At 70.3% G+C, this 15329-nt stretch carries 12 protein-coding genes; 1 reads left to right on the forward strand and 11 read right to left on the reverse strand.

The window, feature by feature from the left end; genetic code table 11:
• Positions 1–326: 326 nt before the first annotated feature.
• From FPZ12_RS30255 to FPZ12_RS30305, 11 genes are all read right to left on the reverse strand, one after another.
• Positions 327–995, reverse strand: coding sequence for a sirohydrochlorin chelatase (locus tag FPZ12_RS30255; RefSeq protein WP_144760694.1), 669 nt, complete (start codon positions 993–995; stop codon positions 327–329).
• The gene (locus tag FPZ12_RS30260) at positions 992–2095 is read right to left on the reverse strand and encodes a uroporphyrinogen-III synthase (protein WP_144760691.1); all 1104 of its coding nucleotides are present in this window, start codon (positions 2093–2095) and stop codon (positions 992–994) included. The genes FPZ12_RS30255 and FPZ12_RS30260 overlap by 4 nt, the downstream gene beginning before the upstream one ends.
• Positions 2096–2183: 88 nt before the next feature.
• Positions 2184–2519 (reverse strand): nitrite reductase small subunit NirD, encoded by a 336-nt coding sequence (nirD, locus tag FPZ12_RS30265; protein ID WP_144760688.1) that lies wholly within the window; start codon positions 2517–2519, stop codon positions 2184–2186.
• The gene (gene nirB, locus FPZ12_RS30270; RefSeq protein WP_144760684.1) at positions 2516–5044 is read right to left on the reverse strand and encodes a nitrite reductase large subunit NirB; all 2529 of its coding nucleotides are present in this window, start codon (positions 5042–5044) and stop codon (positions 2516–2518) included. The genes nirD and nirB overlap by 4 nt, the downstream gene beginning before the upstream one ends.
• Positions 5045–5070: 26 nt before the next feature.
• A complete protein-coding gene (locus FPZ12_RS30275; protein WP_144760681.1) occupies positions 5071–6435 on the reverse strand; it encodes a nitrate/nitrite transporter in 1365 nt (454 codons plus the stop codon).
• Between the two features lie 14 nt (positions 6436–6449).
• The gene (locus tag FPZ12_RS30280) at positions 6450–7895 is read right to left on the reverse strand and encodes an FAD-dependent oxidoreductase (protein ID WP_144760678.1); all 1446 of its coding nucleotides are present in this window, start codon (positions 7893–7895) and stop codon (positions 6450–6452) included.
• Complete coding sequence (locus FPZ12_RS30285; protein ID WP_144760675.1) at positions 7892–9964, reverse strand: molybdopterin oxidoreductase family protein; 2073 nt, start codon at positions 9962–9964, stop codon at positions 7892–7894. Before FPZ12_RS30285 ends, FPZ12_RS30280 begins: the two co-directional genes overlap by 4 nt.
• Before the next feature lie 124 nt (positions 9965–10088).
• Positions 10089–10880, reverse strand: a complete 792-nt coding sequence (locus tag FPZ12_RS30290) for a TIGR02569 family protein (RefSeq protein ID WP_166462960.1) — start codon at positions 10878–10880, stop codon at positions 10089–10091.
• Positions 10881–10962: 82 nt separating this feature from the next.
• A complete protein-coding gene (moeZ, locus tag FPZ12_RS30295) occupies positions 10963–12141 on the reverse strand; it encodes an adenylyltransferase/sulfurtransferase MoeZ (protein ID WP_150980562.1) in 1179 nt (392 codons plus the stop codon).
• A 107-nt stretch (positions 12142–12248) separates the two neighbouring features.
• Positions 12249–13325 carry a DUF3152 domain-containing protein gene (locus tag FPZ12_RS30300; RefSeq protein ID WP_243770103.1) on the reverse strand — a complete coding sequence of 359 codons (1077 nt, stop codon included), beginning with the start codon at positions 13323–13325 and terminating at the stop codon, positions 12249–12251.
• Positions 13326–13415: 90 nt separating this feature from the next.
• Complete coding sequence (locus FPZ12_RS30305; protein ID WP_144759933.1) at positions 13416–14420, reverse strand: alpha/beta fold hydrolase; 1005 nt, start codon at positions 14418–14420, stop codon at positions 13416–13418.
• 88 nt (positions 14421–14508) lie between these two features.
• Here FPZ12_RS30305 and FPZ12_RS30310 point away from each other — a divergent pair, with 88 nt between their 5' ends.
• Entirely contained in the window at positions 14509–15141 is a 633-nt protein-coding gene (locus tag FPZ12_RS30310) for a TetR/AcrR family transcriptional regulator (RefSeq protein WP_144759930.1), read from the forward strand.
• Positions 15142–15329: the final 188 nt, after the last annotated feature.

Raw genomic sequence — 15329 nt, forward strand, 5'->3', positions numbered from 1 at the left:
GGCGGGCGGCGCCGTGGGGGCTGCGGTGGCCGTGGCCGCCCCACCCTGCCCGGCCGGCTGCTGGGTAGCCGGCCCGCTGGGGGTCACGAAACTCTCGGTCGGTGCATTCGCTTCACGCGGATCGCGCTGCGCCGGTTCGAACGTCATCGGGATCTTCCTCTGGGCGTCTGAGTCGCTGACGTCTACGACTTTCGTCCCGCTGCCTGGGAAGCCCGTGTGGGGAACCTACGAGCCAGCTGTGAGTCGTGAAGATCGGGTGAGGAACGGGCGTCTCCAGCCTCCGGCAAGAGGCTGAGGCACCGCGCCGACTCGTCCGGGGCTTAGGGCTAAGCCGCCACCAGCTGAGCCAGCGCTTCCTGGTATCGCCGCAGCACCAGGTCCACCACGCCGGGGTGCATGCCCAGCGGCTCCGCGACGACGTCGGCTCCCGCGTCGTCCAGTCGGCGCTGGAAGAGGCCTGGCGCGAGCAGCCAAGAAGCGACGGCCACGCGTCCGCGCGTTCCCGCCACTGCCTCGGCCACCGAAGGCCGGGCCGTGGCGGCGTACCCGATGCGCACGGGGCTGCCCACGCGCGTCGCCAAGGCGTGGGCCGCCGCGCGGACCTCCGCCAGGGCGCGCGGGTCGCTCGAGCCCGCCGCGGCCAGGACCACCGAGTCACCATCGCGGTAACCCGCCGATCGAAGCCTGTCCCACATCGCGTCCACCAGCTCCGGCGCCGGGCCGAACGCGCGGGCGAGCACGACGTCCGGGTGCCCGGCGGCCGCGATCTGCGCCGGGATGTCCGTGCGCACGTGGTACCCCGACGCCAGGAACGCCGGAATGACCACGGCCTGGCGCCCCGGCACCGAACGAAGCACGCTCGTCAGATCCGGCTGCCGCACATCGGCATACGCGACCCGCACGGGCACGCCCGAAGCGCGGACAAGCGAGGCCAGCCCCTCGATCACCCGCGGACCCGCCGGATCGCGGGTGCCGTGCGCGGTCAGGATGATCATCGTTCCACCGCCAGCCGGTACCCGCGCTTCACCACGGTCTGCACGAACTTCCCTTCCCCCAGGGAAGTCCGCAGCCGCCCGATCGCCGTCTCCACCGCGTGCTCCTCCCCTCCGCTCGGCAGCGCCGCCCTCAGCTCACGCCGCGACACCACGCGCCCCGGCTCGACCGCGAGCGCGCGCAGCACCGCCATCGGCGCGGGCGCGACCTCGCACAGCTGACCGTCCACAATGGCCGCTTGGCCGCGCAGCTCGACCTCCCGCCCGGCCACCCGCAACCGTGGTGAGCGCTCCATCAGCTCCTCCGCCACCGTCCGCGCCAGCGCCCCGATCCGCGCCCGGGCGGGCTGCACCGTGGGAATGCCGAGCGCGGCGAGGGGGGCCGCCGTGATCGGACCGACGCAGGCCACCAGCACGCGCCGAGTGAGCGCGTCGACGAGCGCCGCCTGCCGTCCGGTTCGCCTCGCCATCGCGAGCATGCTCGCCGCCGCGGGCGCGCTGGTGAACGGCAACGCGTCGATCGCCCCGTCCAGTACCGCGTCCACCAGCTTGTCCAGCGGCCCCGGATCGGCGGGACCGACCCAGCGGTACACCGGCACCTCGATCACCTCGGCACCGGCGTCCCGCAACGAATCCACGAAGTACGGCAGCGGTTCGCCGTGCAGTTGCACCGCGATCCGCTGCCCCTCCACTCCGGACTCCAGCAGATGCTGCAACAGCTCCGCGTTGGACTCCGAGGCAGGCGAGTACCGTTCCGCCAGCCCGGCCGCGCGGATCGCGCCGCGTGCCTTCGGGCCACGGGCGAGCAGGGTCGCTTTTTCCAGTCCTGTCAGGAGTTCCTCGCCAAGGCCCCACCCCTCGGCCGCTTCGATCCAGCCACGGAAGCCGATGCCGGTGGTGGCCACCACGGCATCCACCGGTTCCTCGAGCAGTCTCGCGGTGGCGGCATGCAGCTCCGTGTCGTCGGACAGCGGCACGATCCGGATCGCCGGACCGTACCGCACCGTCGCACCCTTGCGCACCAGCAGCGCGCCGAGCTCGTCGGCGCGCCGGGCGGCGGTGATGCCGACAGCGAAGCCGGCCAGGGGCGGGATGTCTGTCATGCGGCCTCCTCAACGGACGCGGCAAGCCGCGACAGCGCCCCCACGTCGGCCGACATGGTGCTGGATGATTCGGACCTGCAAGCAGTCCTCATGGGCGAACGTGCACCACACCGTCGATAACCGTGACCTCATAGGTGCGGATGCGCACCGACTCGTCGTCGAGGCAGATGCCCGTGCGCAGGTCGAACCGCTGTTTGAGCAACGGCGAAGCCACGGTGGGCACACCGCCGCTGTCCCCGACGATTCCCCGCGACAGCACCGCCGCGCGCGCGAACGGATCCACATTGGACAACCCGTAGTACTCGTCGTCCGTGGTCCGGAACACCGCCACCTGCCTGCCGTCCGGCAACAGCACCGCGACCCCGCGGCCGGGGATGAGCCGGTCCGCCGCGCACACCATCAGCTGCTCCTCCACCGTCGTCATCGCGCAACCACCTCCGGAACACCCAGCAGGACGGGCACTTTCTGCTCCCGCTCCGTCCGGAACGAGATCGTCGGGTCGGGCGCGCCGGGAGCGTTCACGAAGGACGTGAACCGCGCCAGCTTCTCCGGGTCCTCCAGCACGCCGCGCCATTCGTCGGCGTAGTTCTCCACGTGCTTGGCCATCGCGGCGTCCAGTTCGTCGCAGATGCCGAGCTTGTCCTCCACGACAACCGCACGCAAATGGTCGAGCCCGCCTTCCATCTCCTCGATCCACGGCGCCGTGCGCTGCAGCCGGTCGGCCGTGCGCACGTAGAACATCAGGAACCGGTCGATGTAACGGATCAGCGTTTCGGAGTCCACATCGGACGCCAGCAGCTCCGCGTGCCGCGGCAGCGCGCCACCGTTCCCGCCGACGTAGAGGTTCCAGCCCTTTTCGGTCGCGATCACGCCGAAGTCCTTGCTGCGCGCCTCGGCGCATTCCCTGGCACAGCCGGAAACCCCGGACTTGAGCTTGTGCGGCGACCGCAGCCCGCGGTACCGCAGCTCCAGTTCGACGGCCATCCCGACGCTGTCCTGCACCCCGTAACGGCACCACGTGGAACCGACGCACGACTTGACCGTGCGCAACGCCTTCCCGTACGCGTGCCCGGATTCCATCCCCGCATCCACCAGCCGCTTCCAGATGAACGGCAGCTGGTCGACCGTGGCGCCGAACATGTCGATCCGCTGCGCGCCGGTGATCTTGGTGTACAGGCCGAACTCGTCGGCCACCTCCGCGATCACCTTCAGCTTCGCCGGGGTGATCTCCCCGCCCGGCACGCGCGGCACGATCGAGTAGGTCCCGTTGCGCTGCATGTTCGCCAGGAAGTGGTCGTTGGTGTCCTGCAGCGAAGCCTGCTCGCCGTCGAGGATGTGCCCGCCCTCGCCGTCCGTGGTGCCGATCGTGGCCAGGATCGACGCGACCGCCGGTTTGCACAGCGCGCAGCCGGATCCGGTGCCGTGCTTGGCGATCAGCTCGCCGAACGTGGTGATCCGGGTCGCCTTGATGATCTGGAACAACTCCGCCCGCGAGTACGAGAAGTGCTCGCAGACCGCCTTCGACTGCTCCACGCCGCACGCGTCGAGCAGCTTCGACAGCATCGGCACGCAGGACCCGCACGTGGTGCCCGCCTTGGTGCAGCCCTTGATCGCCGCCACGCTGTCGCAGCCCTGTTCGGTGATCGCGCAGGTGATCGCGCCCTTGGTGACGTTGTTGCAGGAACACACCTGCGCCTCGTCGGGCAGCGCGTCGACGCCCACCGACGCGCCGCCTTCGGGCGCCAGCATCGCCGCCGGGTCGGCGGGCAGCTTGCTGCCGACCAAGGGCCGCAACAGGTTGTAGGCGCTGGCATCCCCGACCAGGATCCCGCCGAGCAGCGTGCCGTCGTCGGAGACCACGAGCTTCTTGTAGTACCCCGAAACCGCGTCGGCGAGCACGACCTCCAGCGAACCCTCGGTCGCGGCGTGCGCGTCGCCGAAGCTGGCCACGTCCACGCCCATCAGCTTGAGCTTCGTGGACATGTCGGCGCCGGGGAACTCGCCCGCCTTGCCGAGCAGCTGCGCGGCCACGATCTCGGCCATCGTGTAGCCCGGGGCGACGAGCCCGTAGCAGCGGCCTTCCACCGCCGCGCACTCACCGATCGCGTACACGTCGGGATCGCTGGTACGGCAGGAAAGATCGACCAAGATCCCGCCGCGCTCGCCGACGTCCAAACCGGACTGGCGCGCCAGATCGTCGCGCGGCCGGACTCCGGCGGAGAACACGATCAGGTCCAGGTCCAGCTCGGTGCCGTTGGTGAGCTTCGTGAACAGCCGCCCGCGATCCCGCTCGATCTTCTCCGAGGACGTTCCCGTGTGGACGGTCAGATCCAGCTCGGTCACCAGCTTGCGCAACAGGTTGCCACCGCCGTCGTCCACCTGGATCGGCATCAGCCGCGGGGCCATCTCGACCACGTGCGGCGAGAGCCCCATGTCCCGCAACGCCTTCGCGGCTTCCAGCCCGAGCAGGCCACCACCGACGACCATGGCGGCGGCACGCCCCCGCTTGGTCTCCTTCGCGTGTTCGACGGCTGCGCGGATCGCGTCCAGGTCCTCGATCGTGCGGTAGACGAAGCAGCCCGGCAGGTCGTGCCCCGGAACGGGAGGAACGAAGGGCCGCGAGCCGGTCGCGAGCACCAGCGCGTCGTAGGACACGCTGTGCCCGGACGCAGTGGTCACCTTCTTGGCGGCGCGGTCGATGCCGGTGACCGGGTCGTTCAACCGGAGTTCCACCTGCGGGTCACCGGTGTACGCCGAGCCTTCCAGCGAAAGCGCGTCCGCGTCCCATCCGTCCACATAGGACGTCAGGGCGACGCGGTCGTACGCGGCGCGGGGTTCCTCGCCGAGGACGACCACCCGCCAGGTGTTCCCGCTGTCCTCGGCCCGCAGTGCCTCCACGAGCCGGTGGCCCACCATGCCGTGCCCGACGACGACCAGCGTGCGCGTCATCTTCGTTCCTCCTCGGGGTTTTACACTCAGACCTGGGCGCCGGCCAGCGCGAGCCCGCGTTCGCTCACCGGAGCGGCGGACTTGCGCAGGTACACGGCCCAGGTGACGACGAAGCACAGCCCGTAGAAGACGAGGAAGCCGACGAACGCCGGAACCCCGCTCTTCGCGACGCTGAACGCCTGCCGGAAGGCGATGTTGATCAGCACACCGCCGAACGCGCCGATCGCACCGGCCAGCCCGATCAGCGCGCCGGAGAGCTTGCGGGCCCGCAGCAGCTCGGTCGCCTCGTCCGCGCCGCTCGCGATCGCGGCCTTCGCCTTGGCCTTGAAGATCGCCGGGATCATCTTGTACGTCGAGCCGTTGCCGATCCCGGTGAGCACGAACAGCACCACGAACGCGGCGGTGAACAAGCCCAGGGACTTCACGTTCGACGCCACGATCAGCAGGACGGTCAGCGCCGCCATGCCGAAGAAGTTCCAGAACGTCACGCGGCCGCCGCCGAGCCGGTCGGCGAGCCACCCGCCCACCGGCCGCGAAAGCGAACCCAGCAGCGGGCCGAGGAACGTGACCGCGGCCGCCTGCAGCGGGGTGCGGCCGAACTGGTTCTGCAGCACCAGCCCGAAGGCGAAGCTGTAGCCGATGAACGAGCCGAAGGTGCCGATGTAGAGGAACGACATGACCCAGCAGTGCGCGTCCTTCATCACCTCGCGCATGCCCTTGCGGTCGTTGCGCACCGAGGACAGGTTGTCCATGAACAGCGCGGCGCAGACGGCGGCGATCACGATCAGCGGGATGTAGACGGCGAGGATGAGGCGCGGCGCCGAAGTGCCAGCCGTCGCGATGATCAGCAGGCCGACCAGCTGGATCACGGCGACGCCGAGGTTCCCGCCGCCGGCGTTGAGGCCGAGCGCCATCCCCTTCGCCTTCTCCGGGAAGAACGTGTTGATGTTCGTCATCGAGGACGCGAAGTTCCCGCCGCCGAACCCGCACAGCACGGCCAGCAGCAGGAACACCCCGAACGACGTGCCGGGTTTCATCACGAACGCGGCGGTCACGGTCGGGATCAGCAACAGCAAGGCGCTGATGACCGTCCAGTTGCGGCCGCCGAACTTGGCCACCGCGAAGTTGTAGGGGATCCGCGCGAACGAGCCGACGAGCGTCGCGGCGGAGGTGAGCAGGAACTTGTCCCCTGCCGAGATGCCGTACGGGGTGCCCATGAACAGCACCAGCACGGACATCAGGGACCACATGGAGAACCCGATGTGCTCGGTGAGGATCGAGAACCACAGGTTGCGGTTCGCGATCTTCTTCCCGGTCGAAGCCCAGAAGGACTCGTCCTCGGGATCCCAGTGCTCGATCCAGTGTCGGCGTGCGGTCGTGGTCGTGGTCATCAGCTGCTCCTCGTTCAGGCAGTCGTCGCGAGCCAGTCCGCGATGCCGCAAACGGCATCACGGCAGCTGCCACAGCCGGTCGTCGCTCTGGTCACGGAGGCCAGTTCGGTCACCTCGGTCGCCCCGGCCCGGAACGCCTCGACCAGCCGCCCCTTGGTGACGGAGTTGCACCGGCACACGACGGTGGCGGCGGGCAGGTCGGCCGGGCTGGCAGCGGTGGGCGCCCCGCCGGGCATCGACCGTCCCAAGAGGACGGCCAGCCGGTCGGTGGGTACGGGGACGCCACGGTCGTAGAGCTGGGTGATGGTCGCGGCCGCGTCGGGTGCGCCGAGGAGGATCGCTCCGGTGACGCGGTCTTCGCGGATGACGAGCTTCGTGTAGCGGCCGCGGGTCGGGTCGGTCAGGCACAGGACTTCGGCGTCCGGGTCGTTCACTTCGGTGTGCGCCTCGCCCAGCGCGGTGAGGTCGATCCCGCGCGCCTTGAGCTTGGTCACCACCTGGGTGCCGTGGTAGCGCGCCGACACGTCGGTGCCGGTGAGCAGGTCGGCGAGCACGGCGGCCTGCTGCCACGCGGGTTCGACGAGCCCGGACACGGTGCCGGGGTGCTGCGCGCAGTCGCCGATCGCGTGGATGCGGCCGTCGCTGGTGCGCAGCTTGTCGTCGATCAGCACGCCGCGGTCGGTCTCCAGCCCGGCACCGGCGGCGAGCGCCGTTTCCGCGCGCACCCCGGCGGACACCACGACGAGGTCGGCGTGCACGTGGCTGCCGTCGTCCAGCTTCAGCCCGTCACCGGGCAGGTAGCGGGCGGCGCTGGTGCCGAGCCGGAAGTCGATCCCGTGCGTGCCAAGGGCTTTCGCGAGCACGCCACCGGCGCCGGGGTCGAGCTGGCGCTCCATGACGTGCGTCCCGGGGTGCACGACGGTGACCAGGTTTCCGCGCCCGGCAAGGCCTCGCGCGGCTTCCAGGCCGAGGAGACCACCACCGACAACGGCGACGGGCGCGCCCACCTTCGCGGCGTCGAGGATGCGGTCGCAGTCGTCGAGCGTGCGGAAGGTGACGACCCCTTCGGCGGGGGTGCCGTCGTCGCGGGTGAGTCCTTCGATCGGCGGGAGCCAAGGCTTGCTGCCGGTGGCCAGCACGAGCGCGTCATAGTCCACAGTGGACCCGTCGCTCAGCCCGACGCACCGCTTCGCGCGGTCGATGGAGACCGCCGTGACACCGGCGCGCAGGTCGATGCCGCGTTGCGCGGCCCAGTCTTCTTCGTGCAGGCGCACCATTTCCGGCGACATCGTGCCCGCCACGACCGCGGACAGCAGCACGCGGTTGTAGGCGTGGTGCGGTTCCTCGCCGACGATGGTCAGCTTCACCCTGGCGGATCCGGGATCCCGCCGGTGGATCTCGTCGGCGAGCCGCGCGCCGGCCATGCCATAGCCGAGCACGACCACTTCGCGGGCGCTCATGACTGTTCCTTCGCGAGGTTGACGGCACAGACCTTGAACTCGGGCATCCGGCTGGACGGGTCCAGCGCGGGATTCGTGAGCAGGTTGGCGCGCTGCTTGCCGCCGAAATGGAAGGGCAGGAACACGACGTCGGGCCGCATCGAAGCCAGGCAGCGGACGCGCACGCTCGCACTCCCCCGGCGTGAGCTCACCCGCGCCCAATCCCCTTCCGCCAGGCCGTATCGCGCCGCGGTGTCCGGGTGGACTTCGACGTACGCCTCCGGCACGACGTCGTTCAGCTCCTTGACCCGCCGGGTCTGCGCCCCGGATTGGTAGTGCTGGAGCACGCGGCCCGTGGTGGCCTGCAAGGGAAACTCGGCGTCGGTCGGCTCGGCCGGGCCCCGGTGGTCGACCGGCATGAAGCGGGCGCGGCCGTCGGCGTGCGCGAAGCGGTCCAGGAAAACCCTTGGCGTACCGGGGTGATCGGCTTCGGGCACCGGCCAGTACAGCGCCTCGCCCGCGCGCAGCCGGTCGTAGCTGATCCCGGAGTAGTCGGCGAGGCCGCCCTTCGACGCCGCCCGCAGTTCGGCGAACACGGTCTCGGCGTCGTCCGGGAACCGGTGCGCGGGCTGCCCGAGCCGCGTCGCCAGTCCATTGAGGACGAACAGGTCGGTGCGCACCCCGGCCGGCGGGTCGACCGCGCGGCGGCGCAGCAGCACCCGGCCTTCGAGGTTGGTCATCGTGCCGTCCTCCTCGGCCCACTGCGTGACCGGCAGCACGACGTCCGCCATCGCCGCGGTCTCCGACAGCACGAGGTCCGCGACCACCAGAAAGTCCAGCGCCGCCAAGCGATCCGCGATGTGCCCGGCGCGCGGCGCCGAGACGACCACGTTGCTGCCGAACACCATCAGCGCCTTCGGGCCTTCCTCGGTGCCGAGCGCGTCGAGCAGCTCGTACGCGGAGCGGCCGGGCCCCGGCAACGATTCGGCGGGCACGCCCCAAACACCGGCGACGTACTCGCGCGCGGCCGGGTCGTCGATCTTGCGGTAGCCCGGCAGCTGGTCGGCCTTCTGCCCGTGCTCGCGACCGCCCTGGCCGTTGCCCTGCCCGGTGAGGCAGCCGTAGCCCGAGCCCGCGCGGCCCGGAAGTCCCAGCGCCAGCGCCAGGTTGATCCACGCGCTGACCGTGTCCGAACCGCTGGCGTGCTGTTCACTGCCACGCGCGGTGAGGATGTAGGCGTTGCGCGCGTTGGCCAGCATCCCGGCCACCCGGCGCTGGTCGGCGGCGGACACCCCGGTCACGCGCTCGACGCGCTCCGGCCACCACTGCGCCACGATCCGCCACACCGCGTCGAAACCACGGGTTCGTTCGTCCACATAGGACTTATCGAGCAGCCCGTCGGCCACGACGGCGTGCAGGATTCCCAGTGCCAGTGCGAGATCCGTGCCCGGGGCAGGCGCGAGGTGCAGGCTGCCCTGCTCGGCGGTCGGGGTGCGGCGCGGGTCGACGACGACCAGCCCGTTCGCGTCGGCGGCCCGGCGCAGATGCTGCATGAACGGCGGCATGGTCTCGGCGGGATTCGACCCCACCAGCAGGATCACGTCCGCGTCCGCCAGATCCGTGAGCGGGAACGGCATCCCGCGATCCAGCCCGAAAGCCTTGTTCCCAGCCGCGGCGGCCGAGGACATGCAGAACCGGCCGTTGTAGTCCACCTGCGAGGTGCCCAGCGCGATCCGCGCGAACTTCCCGAGCAGGTAAGCCTTTTCGTTGGTGAGCCCGCCGCCGCCGAAGATCGCGGCCGCGTCAGGACCGTGCTGTGCCTGGATTTCGGTCAGCCGTCGCGCGATCAGGTCCAGCGCGTCGTCCCAGCTCGCCGGGACGAGCTCGTCGTCGACCCGGATCAGCGGGGTGGTCAGGCGTGCGGGAGAACCCAGCAGACTTCCCGAGGTCCAGCCCTTCTGGCAGAGACCGCCGCCATTGGTGGGGAATTCGCGCGGCTCCACTGTGTGACCCGTCACAGTCATCGCGCACTGCAACGCACAGTAGGGACAGTGTGTGGCCGTTCCGAGCTTCGGCTCCGCCAGCGTCATTCCGCATTCCTCCTTCCCGCACCGGCTTTTGACGGTAAGGAGGGCGTGTTACCTGAAAACGCCGGAATGTTTCAGGCGTTTGACATTGCTCGGGAATCCGCTGGCGAGCGTGGTGAGGCGGCGCTCAGAGCAGTTCGCTCACCCAGGCGGCGGCCGCGCGCAGTCCGTCCAGGGCGGACGCGGTGGCACGGGGGTCCAGCGCGTTGCCCGCGAGCCGGAACAGCACGGCCCGCAACAGCAACTGGCGCCACTCCGGCAGATGTGACCAGCGCCGCAGGAACTCCAGATCGGCGTCGCCCCAGGCGACGGCGTCGACCGCGGCGATCGCGACACCCCATTCGGCGGGGCGGTAGTACGGCTCGAAGTCGACGATCCCGGGTGGGGACGGTCCGTCGAACAGCACGGTGCCGAAGAGGTCTCCGGGGACGACCTGGTCCGGCAGCCGCACGGGTCTTCGCGCCACGGCGAGCACTTCGAACCAGCGGCCGCCCTTGGCCTCGTCCACCGGCACGTCGGCCTCGCCCCAGGCGATCCGGTCCGCCAGCGCGTCACTGTCCGTGCGGCCGGACAGGAACGGCGGCCGCGGCACGTCCGCCAGCGCGTGCGCGAGCTTCAACGCGGCCAGCATGATCTCGTCGTGCCGGTGCTCGGGCTGGCCTGGCAGGAAGCGGCTGGCCGACCAGCCACCGATCACCCAGCGCCCGTCCGTCGTGCGCACCGGGCGGGCCAGCTGCAGATCCGGGACGTCCAGCTTGGCCAGCGTGTTCGCCAGCCACACCGCGCGGGCCCTGTCCCGTACCGGCTTCAGCACGAGCTCGCCGACACGCCACGCGGAACTGCCGCGCAGGCGCTCGGGCTCCCCCGCCGCACCGAACGCCCCCAGCACCCGCTGCGGAACGCTCACCTCGGTGGACACGTTGGCGAGGCTACCGCTCCCGGGAACGAGAATGGCCGATTTTCCAGGCTGCGCCCGGAAAATCGGCCATCTCGGCAGAAAATCAGTACGTCGGCAGCGACTTGTCGATCTGGTTCGCCCAGGCCAGCACGCCGCCACCGAGGTGGGTGGCGTCCTTGAACCCGGCACGGTGCAGCGCCGCCAGCGCCTCCGCGGAGCGGGCACCGGACTTGCAGTGCAGCACGATCGGCTTGTCCTGCGGCAGCTCGGAGAGCGCCTCGCCGGAGAGGATCCGGTCCTTCGGGATCAGCTTGGCGCCCTTGATGTTCACGATCTCGTACTCGTGCGGCTCGCGGACGTCGATGAGCTCGAAGTTCTCACCGGCGTCGAACTTGGCCTTCAGCTCGGCCGGGGTGATCGTGTGGCCGGCCGCGGCGTCCTGCGCGTCGTCCGAAACGACCCCGCAGAAGGCCTCGTAGTCGATCAGCTCGGTGATCTTCGGGGTCTCCGGGTCCTTGCGGATCTTGACCTCGCGGTACTTCATCTCGAGCGCGTCGTAGCTGATCAGGCGGCCGAGCAGCGGCTCACCGATCCCGGTGATCAGCTTGATCGCCTCGGTCACCATGATCGAACCGATGGACGCGCAGAGCACGCCCAGCACGCCACCCTCGGCGCACGAGGGCACCATCCCGGGCGGCGGGGCCTCCGGGTACAGGTCGCGGTAGTTGAGGCCACGGCCGTTGGGCGCGTTCTCCCAGAACACGCTGACCTGGCCCTCGAACCGGAAGATCGAGCCCCACACGTACGGCTTGTCCAGCAGCACGGCGGCGTCGTTGACCAGGTACCGGGTGGCGAAGTTGTCCGTGCCGTCCAGGATCAGGTCGTAGCCGCGGAAGACGTCCAGCGCGTTCGCCGTGGTCAGCTGCTCGGTGTGCAGCACGACGTCGACGAACGGGTTGATCTCGGCGATCGACTCCTTCGCCGACACCGCCTTCGGCTTGCCGACGTCGGACACGCCGTGGATCACCTGGCGCTGCAGGTTCGACTCGTCCACCACGTCGAAGTCGATCACGCCGAGCGTGCCGACCCCGGCGGCGGCCAGGTAGAGCAGCGCGGGGCTGCCGAGCCCGCCGGCACCGATGACCAGCACCTTCGCGTTCTTGAGCCGTTTCTGCCCGTCCATCCCGACATCCGGGATGATCAGGTGCCGGCTGTACCGGGCCACCTCTTCCTTGGTGAGCTCGGCGGCCGGCTCCACGAGCGGCGGCAGCGTGCCTGACATCGGCTCCTCCATAGTCCAGCGGTCCGCGTTGTCGCGAGGTCCAGTATCCACAACGCGCGCCGGACGCGGAGTCTTCCCCGTGTCCCAATACGTGGACAGGGGTTGCGCTAGCCGCCTGGTGGGGTGTCGCCCTGGTTCAGCACCGGCCAGGCGTTCGGCTTGCACACCTTGTGGTCCGCGGCGACCGCGTTCTTGTTGTACTGGTCCACCGAGTTCAGCTGCGCCACGTAGTCGTTGTTCACGCCGAAGGTCTGCTGCATCATGACCGGCGCCAGCGCGCCGTTCTCCTGGCAGCCGACGTGCCCGTTGCCCAGCGCGTGCCCGACCTCGTGGTTGATCGCGTACTGGCGGTACGTCACCATGTCCGACCCGAACGCCAGCGCCCCGCGCACCCAGCGGGCCAGGTTGATCACCACGCGATGGTCGAAGCTGCGGGTGTAGCAGGACGTCGGGAACTCGATGTCGAACCCGCACACGTCGGCCCGCTTGTCGGTGTCCGGGGTGGTCAGGCTCACCCGGAAATCCGGGTCCGGGTAGCTCGCGTCCACGCGCTGCAGCGAAACCTTGCCGGTGCCGATCCAGCTCTGCGGGCTGGACAGGGTGGCCTCGACGGTGGCGGCCCAGGCGTCGTCACCCGCGTAGCTGGACGGGTCGATGCCGTTCTCCACCTCGACGGTGTAGTGGTACATCTTCGGGCCGTTGCCGACCTTCTTGCCGCTCGTGCCGTCCTTGGCCAGCGGCACCACGTGGTAGGTGCCGGTGCCGCTCTGGGTGAAGGCGATCCCGTCCGGCAGCGGCGCGGTCGGGATGTTCAGGTTCACCGGCGCCGCCGGCTGCTCCGCGGGGCCGCTGTCGCTGCCGTCCTCGGACTGCGAAGACGCGTTCGTCGCTTGCTGCGGGCCGGAGTTCACGGTGTTGAACAACACGAGCGCGGTGATCACCACGAGGATAGGCAGCGCGTAGACGCGCCAGCCGTACGCCTTCGTGATGCGCTTGACCTTCCCGCGCGAACGGCGGGCTTCCCTCGCCTGCTTCGCGTCCTGCTCCAGCTGCCCCGGGCGCGCGGGCTTCCAGGAAGCACTGAGCGGCTCGGCACTCGTGCGACGGCGGCCGGGCCGGTAACGCTCTTCGCCGGGGTCGGCGGAACGGCGAGGCCGGGCCTCGTTTTCCGCACCGTTCGTCACCCGATTCACGCGCCCAGGGTGCCATAGGTGCCTGGCCGGGCGCCTGGCGACCACCGGGTCCGGAAGTGAAATCCGTTCACCCCGCGAAGGTCACCACGCATTCGCCGCAACCCGCTCCCACATGCCCAAAACCGCCTTCGCGACGGCAACCGGACGCTCCATCTGGGCCACATGGCCGGTGCGCGGCAGCACGAGCAAACGACCCTTTTGAAGGACCTTCGCGGTGCGCCCCGCGCGGCGGACGGAGATCACCCTGTCCTCGGTGCCCCACACGACGAGCGAAGGCGCCGAGACCTTCGGCGCGATCGCCCACAGTGACGCCGCGCCGCGCGCGAACCAGGTGCGGAAGATCCCCATCGTGCTCTCGGCCATCGCCTTGTTGGCCCACCGCATGCCGATCCGCGCGGAGTGCTCCTCGGTCAGCTCTTCGAGCCGGTGCTCCGGGAACGCGCCCGGGTCGGCGAAACAGAGCTTGATCACCTGCTCGGCGCGCTCACGCGGCCCGTAGGACGCCAGCTTGCGGCGCGCGCGGCGGCCGATCAGCGGCAGGTACGCCAGCGCCATCAGCGGGTCGGACAGGCGGCGCGGGTCCGGCCTGCGGTCGGGCATCGCGGGCGAGATGACCGTGAGGCTGCGCACAAGTTCCGGCCGGCGCGCGGCGATCAGCAGGGCGATCGCGCCGCCCATCGAGTTGCCCACCAGGTGCACCGGGCCCTCGCCGAGGCCCTCGACGAAGGCGGCGAGCTGGCCGGCGTGCGCGTCGAGGCTGAAATCGAAGTCCGGCAAGGGTTCGGACATCCCGAACCCGGGCAGGTCGACGGAGATCCCGTTGGCGAACGGCGCCAGCAAGGCCGCCAGGTCGGTCCAGTTCGTCGAGGAACCGCCGAGGCCGTGCACGTAGACGGCGGTCGCGTCGTCCGCGCCGGGCGTGCGGCGGACGTGCAGGCTGACGCCACCGGCGGTTTCCACCGCGCCCGGCCACGGTGGGAGCGCGGGGTCCAGTTCGGGCAGCGGGGTGTCGGAAAGCGGGACGTGCGTGACCGGCGCTCTGGTGTCCGGGGCCGGTGCGCCGGTGTCGGGGATGGTGTCCGTCATCAATCCAGAATGCACATCGTCCCCGGGGCTTGGCGACTTCTCGGTACCGGCGAGTAATCTCGAACGGGTTGAACCGGGAGGAACCAGCATGACTGAGACCGCGCACGCACAACAGCGAGGTGTGCGCCTGCCGCGCACCGAACGCCGAGCCCAGTTGCTCGCGGCTGCGCAGCGCGTTTTCTCGGCGAACGGGTACCACGCCGCCGCGATGGACGAGATCGCCGAGCAGGCCGGCGTGTCCAAGCCCGTGCTGTACCAGCACTTCCCCGGCAAGCTGGACCTCTACATCGCGCTGCTGGAGAGCCACGTCGACGGGCTCGTCGGGCGGGTGCAGGAGGCGCTGGCCTCCACCACCGACAACAAGCTCCGCGTGCAGGCGGCGGTCGGCGCGTTCTTCGACTTCGTGAACAACGACGCCGGCGCCTTCCGGATGGTGTTCGAGTCCGATCTGCGTGGCGAGCCCGCGGTGCAGGACGCCGTGGACAGGGCCACCTCGTCGAGTGTGGACGCGATCACCGAGACGATCACCTCGGACGCCGGTCTCGACGAGGCGAAGGCGCGGCTGCTGGCGGTCGGTTTGGTCGGGCTGAGCCAGGTGAGCGCCCGGTTCTGGCTGGCGCACCACAGCACCATGAGCCGCGAAGAAGCCGTCGCCCTCGTGGCGACGCTCGCGTGGCGCGGCATCGGCGCCGGCTTCCCCTTGCAGCAGCCCGGAAAGTAACGGCGCCCGCTCGCTCGCCCCCGGGTTCACCGCTACGCGCCGCGCGCATGTTGGCCGCTCCCGTTGGCGTCTTGGCCGCTCCCGTCGGCATGTTGGCCACCCCGGCCAGCGAGTTCGCCACTCCCGCTGGCATGTTCGCCACTCCAGTCGGCGAGGTCGGCCCCGCCGCGCGCGTGTTGGCCGCTCCC

The sequence above is a fragment of the Amycolatopsis acidicola genome, from assembly GCF_007713735.2.
Lineage (GTDB): Bacteria > Actinomycetota > Actinomycetes > Mycobacteriales > Pseudonocardiaceae > Amycolatopsis_E > Amycolatopsis_E acidicola.

Coding starts and splice junctions, on each gene's coding strand:
- FPZ12_RS30305 (WP_144759933.1), bottom strand. CDS start 14,420: ATGACGGACACCATCCCCGACACCGGCGCACCGGCCCCGGACACCAGA.
- nirB (WP_144760684.1), bottom strand. CDS start 5,044: ATGACGCGCACGCTGGTCGTCGTCGGGCACGGCATGGTGGGCCACCGG.
- FPZ12_RS30310 (WP_144759930.1), top strand. CDS start 14,509: ATGACTGAGACCGCGCACGCACAACAGCGAGGTGTGCGCCTGCCGCGC.
- FPZ12_RS30285 (WP_144760675.1), bottom strand. CDS start 9,964: ATGACGCTGGCGGAGCCGAAGCTCGGAACGGCCACACACTGTCCCTAC.
- nirD (WP_144760688.1), bottom strand. CDS start 2,519: ATGACGACGGTGGAGGAGCAGCTGATGGTGTGCGCGGCGGACCGGCTC.
- moeZ (WP_150980562.1), bottom strand. CDS start 12,141: ATGTCAGGCACGCTGCCGCCGCTCGTGGAGCCGGCCGCCGAGCTCACC.
- FPZ12_RS30255 (WP_144760694.1), bottom strand. CDS start 995: ATGATCATCCTGACCGCGCACGGCACCCGCGATCCGGCGGGTCCGCGG.
- FPZ12_RS30280 (WP_144760678.1), bottom strand. CDS start 7,895: ATGAGCGCCCGCGAAGTGGTCGTGCTCGGCTATGGCATGGCCGGCGCG.
- FPZ12_RS30275 (WP_144760681.1), bottom strand. CDS start 6,435: ATGACCACGACCACGACCGCACGCCGACACTGGATCGAGCACTGGGAT.
- FPZ12_RS30260 (WP_144760691.1), bottom strand. CDS start 2,095: ATGACAGACATCCCGCCCCTGGCCGGCTTCGCTGTCGGCATCACCGCC.